The organism is Ulvibacter litoralis, assembly GCF_900102055.1.
Classification (GTDB): domain Bacteria; phylum Bacteroidota; class Bacteroidia; order Flavobacteriales; family Flavobacteriaceae; genus Ulvibacter; species Ulvibacter litoralis.
In genome coordinates, this window is record NZ_FNBA01000037.1 from 1 (window position 1) to 2885 (window position 2885).

Sequence of the window (2885 nt, forward strand, 5' to 3'; positions counted from 1 at the left end):
CTCTGAATAATTGGAACTAAGAGGTGTAGTTTGAACTCGTCGCCGCTGCCAGCATCGCGCTGCGCCAAACGCAACAATTATTATACAAACCCGTTAGCAAGTATTTTTGAACACCCAATAAAATGAGAATATACAGATTACTAATTTGCATTATCCTAGTAAGTTGCTCAGATAAAAATAATTCTGCTAGCGACAATGCTTCGGATTTACAAGTTGATACACTGACTTTTACTTCTCGTGGATTCAATTCTGGTCACAAACTAAAACTTACATCGGACAATCAGTTTATTGATGAGAACTATTGGGCAAGTTGTTTCGGAGGTGGCGGAAAACAAATTGTTTCTGGCACATACATCTCAGAAAATAAAAAATCAATATTAACTCCTAAAACCGTTGAATATATTGAATCCCCGATGTTAGAAGGTGATACAATTTTAAAAAAAAGAATTTTTAACTATAATCCTGATTCGCTAAAAATAAAAACTGATTACTACTTAGTTGAGTGGCGGCGAAATAAGTACTTACTTTCTGAAAACACATATCCGATAATTGAAGACGAAAATGATTTTATTCGCTTCGCTCAATATTTCAATTCCGAGTCAAGACGATTTAAATTTGACGGATTTTTATATATTGATAATGAACATACTTGTGACTCACTTAACCCAAATTTTGATTACAAACAAATTCCTAAAAAATGGAGAAAGTACTTTCTAGACAAACCAATTTCTATAGAAATCAACAAACTTTTGAAAGTAGAAAGAATTAAGGACGAGTACGCAGATGGATTTTATTGTCAAGTAGAGTTAAATAAGGGAGAAAAAGATAGTGTTTTTAACGGTCTGTATTTCAAGAATAAAACAAGTCGGTTGACATTATTTATAGATTCTACTTCTCAAAATAATAGCTATGTAACAGTATATATGTCAAAAGATAAAAATCCAAAATCACTAATCGGAATCGAATTAAGAACAAGATGGGAATAAAACACTTGCTAACAACGTATAAGCAAAATGGCTTCTCTCCTACTAGAATTATGTTCCCAACAAATAAATAACTAAATTGGTTCTTTGAAATCAACGTATAAGCTTGCCTGTCTGAGTCTCACGCAGCTCCGAATAATTGGAACTAAACAAGTAACTTAAAAGGTGTCGCCGCTGCCAGCATCGCGCTGCGCCAAACGCAACATTGCTTATACTAACCCGTTGCCACCAATTTAAAAAAAATGCCGTTATTATTATATTCAGCTTTACTTCTACTGATTGTTTTATTAATAAATTTTTTTGTTGATAAAAAACGAAATTGCGGTTTTAAAATACTCGCAATTTTCGGAATTATAATCGGACTTACTTCATTGGGATTAAATCATTTGTTTGATAATGCATTTGGCGCTTCAACACCAGTTAAAATTCGGACTGAAAATCTGACCAACAAAAACCTGAAAATTTACGCAATTACCTTCTGGGATAATGAATGGAATGGAAAAGGAAACTTTGTATATTATGACACCAAACTTAAACCAAATGGGAAATCTGATTTTTGGATTGATAATGATAGTTACAACTTTTGGTTAGTAGCAAAAAATGAGAATAATGGAATTGAATACTTGAATATTGTTACCGGAATACAAAATGAATTTGACTTTAAAATTGCTAAAAACGAAATCGATGAATCAAAAAATGCAGGAATTGCAAAACAACTTACAAACGAAACTGATAAAAATGAACAAATAGAAAGTTTTGCAGTTTGGGCAAATATCATATTAATCGGACTTGTAATTTTGAGTTTGATAAAGAGAAAAACTGGTGGCAACAACGTATAACGATTATGGCTCTTGCGGTAATTATTTGATATTCTCTGCAAATATTTAGCTATATTGGTTTCTGAAAACAACATAACGCTTGCCCTTCTGAGTCTCACGCAGCTCTGTTAAATTTGGATCTAAGAAGTGAAGTTTGAACTTGTCGCTGCTGCCCTCAACGCGCTGCGCCAAACGCAACAATCGTTATACAAACCCGTTGCCATTAATACGAAATGACTATAAACTATCAACTTACAAACTTGGATTTTTTAGAATATCAACTCTATTCTTCTTCAAAATCGGAATCACATAAAAAGAAACGTTTTCGTTCAAGATATATAGTCTTTATATTATACACATTGCTAGGACTTTATTTTGCCTATAAAAATGAAAACAAAAGCATTGGCGGAATAATTGCTTCATTGGGTTTATTATGGTTTGCTTTTTATCCAATTTATGCTAAATGGAATTATAAAAGGCATTTCAAAAAACACGTTGAAGAAAATTATAAGAATCGGATTAACAAACCCGTGGAAATTGACTTTGACGAAAATTATGTGAATGCCAAAGACTTTACCTCAGAAAGTAAAATAAATGGAACCGAACTCAAAGAATTGATTGAAACTAAAAACCATTTTTTTATTAAACTGACAACTGACTTATCTCTGATTGTACCAAAACACTCGATTGAAAACCAAACAGAATTTAAAAAACGTGTGACTGAATTAGGAGCGGAATATGTTGACGAACTAAATTGGAAATGGAAATAAAAGTACTAATGGCAACAACGTATAACGATTATTGCTCTTGCGGGAATTACTAGATAATTTCTACAAATATTTAGCTATATTGGTTTCTGAAAAATAACGTAAAGCTTGCCCTTCTGAGTCTCACGCAGCTCTGAATAATTTGGTGCTAAGAAGAGAATGAAAAACTTGTCGCTGCTGCACTCAGCGCGCTGCGCCAAACGCAACAATCGTTATACTAACCCGTTACTAAAAATAGCTCGGATTCTGATTCTACCGAATCGAATCCGAACAGCTTTATGCTAAATATTAAGTCAGTCATTCTTACGTCATTCCGA

3 protein-coding genes are annotated in these 2885 nt (G+C 33.1%); all 3 read left to right on the forward strand.

Annotation, left to right across the window (positions count from 1 at the left end):
• Positions 1 to 122: 122 nt before the first annotated feature.
• The gene (locus tag BLQ00_RS17260; protein WP_093145565.1) at positions 123 to 986 is read left to right on the forward strand and encodes a hypothetical protein; all 864 of its coding nucleotides are present in this window, start codon (positions 123 to 125) and stop codon (positions 984 to 986) included.
• A 239-nt stretch (positions 987 to 1225) separates the two neighbouring features.
• Positions 1226 to 1822, forward strand: a complete 597-nt coding sequence (locus BLQ00_RS17265; protein ID WP_093145566.1) for a hypothetical protein — start codon at positions 1226 to 1228, stop codon at positions 1820 to 1822.
• A gap of 239 nt (positions 1823 to 2061) precedes the next feature.
• Positions 2062 to 2571 carry a YcxB family protein gene (locus BLQ00_RS17270; protein ID WP_139149461.1) on the forward strand — a complete coding sequence of 170 codons (510 nt, stop codon included), beginning with the start codon at positions 2062 to 2064 and terminating at the stop codon, positions 2569 to 2571.
• Positions 2572 to 2885: the final 314 nt, after the last annotated feature.

Coding starts and splice junctions, on each gene's coding strand:
- BLQ00_RS17265 (WP_093145566.1), top strand. CDS start 1,226: ATGCCGTTATTATTATATTCAGCTTTACTTCTACTGATTGTTTTATTA.
- BLQ00_RS17260 (WP_093145565.1), top strand. CDS start 123: ATGAGAATATACAGATTACTAATTTGCATTATCCTAGTAAGTTGCTCA.